This window comes from Henriciella sp. (assembly GCF_049649345.1).
GTDB lineage: Bacteria > Pseudomonadota > Alphaproteobacteria > Caulobacterales > Hyphomonadaceae > Henriciella.
Genome location: NZ_JBARZC010000160.1, coordinates 1 through 1,546, shown reverse-complemented (window position 1 = coordinate 1,546; position 1,546 = coordinate 1). Strand labels below are relative to the sequence as shown.

The 1,546-nt window shown below is 62.2% G+C and carries 1 protein-coding gene; it reads left to right on the top strand.

Annotated elements, in window-relative coordinates:
• Window positions 1-1,546 (top strand): ATP-dependent helicase (locus tag WA989_RS03930; RefSeq protein ID WP_424339212.1); only part of this gene is annotated, 1,546 nt, incomplete at both ends.

The following is a 1,546-nucleotide window of genomic DNA, read 5'->3' as shown; positions in this document are numbered from 1 at the left end:
GGACATGGCCGCTGCCCGCGCGCCTGTGCCAGACGCCAATGCCGACTATGTGGAGGGTCTCAATCCCGAGCAGCGCGAGGAGGTCGAAACGACCGAGGGCCCGCTCCTGGTCCTGGCTGGCGCTGGCACCGGCAAGACGCGCGTCCTGACCACCCGGCTCGCCCATATCATTGCGTCCAAACTCGCCTGGCCTTCGCAAACCCTCACCGTCACCTTCACCAACAAGGCGGCGCGCGAGATGCGCGAGCGCGCGCTGAAGCTGATCGGCGACGCCGGAGAAGGCCTGCGCTGGCTCGGCACCTTCCACTCGATCAGCGCGCAGATCCTGCGCCGTCATGCCGAGCTTGCCGGCCTCAAATCAAGCTTCACCATCCTCGATACAGATGACGTCATCCGCCTCTGCAAACAGATCATCGAGGCGGAGAACATAGACACCAAGCGCTGGACGCCGCGCCATCTCTCCAGCCTCATCGATGGCTGGAAGAACCGCGCGCTGACACCGTCCAAAGTCCCGCAGGACGAGGCCTGGAACTTTGCCGATGGCAAGGCGATCAAGCTTTACGAGATCTATCAGGCGCGCCTGAAAGTCCTCAATGCATGCGACTTCGGTGACCTGCTGATCCACAACATTACGATCTTCCAGGAAAACCCTGACCTCCTCGCCGACTATCACAAGCGGTTCAAATACATCCTCGTCGACGAGTATCAGGACACGAACGTCGCCCAGTATCTCTGGCTGCGCCTGCTCGCGCGTGGGACCGGCAATATCTGCTGCGTCGGCGATGACGACCAGTCGATCTATGGCTGGCGGGGCGCCGAGGTCGACAATATCCTGCGTTTCGAAAAGGATTTCCCCGGCGCGAAAGTCATCCGGCTGGAGCGCAATTACCGCTCCACCGCGCACATTCTCGCGGCCGCCTCATCGGTGATCAATTACAATAAGGGCCGGCTCGGCAAGACGCTCTATGTCGGCGAGGAAGCCAGTGCGGACCCGGATGCTGACAAGGTCAAGGTGCGCGGCCTGTGGGATGGCGAGGCCGAGGCGCGCCTGATCTGCGATGACATTGAGAGCTATGTGAACAAGGGCGGCAAGCATGAGGACTGCGCCATCCTTGTGCGCGCGTCCTGGCAGATGCGCCTGTTTGAAGAGCGGCTCATCATGCTGGGCATTCCCTATCGCGTGATCGGCGGCCCGCGCTTCTTCGAGCGCGCTGAGATTCGCGATGCGATGGCCTATCTCCGCCTCATCCGCTCGCCCGATGACGACCTCGCCTTCGAGCGCGTGGTCAACCAACCCAAGCGCGGCGTTGGTGCGTCCAGCCTGCAGAAGCTGCAACTCTTTGCGCGTGAGGATGGCCGCTCGCTGTTCACGCTGACCCCGATGGTCCTGCAGACCGATGAGATAAAAGGGCCGGCCAAGCGCGGGCTCACCAGTTTCATCGACCAGATCAATATGTGGCGCGACCGGCTGGCCAATGGCATGCGGCATCACGAGCTGGCGCAGGTCATCCTCGACGAGTCCGGCTATACGGACATGCTCCAGAAG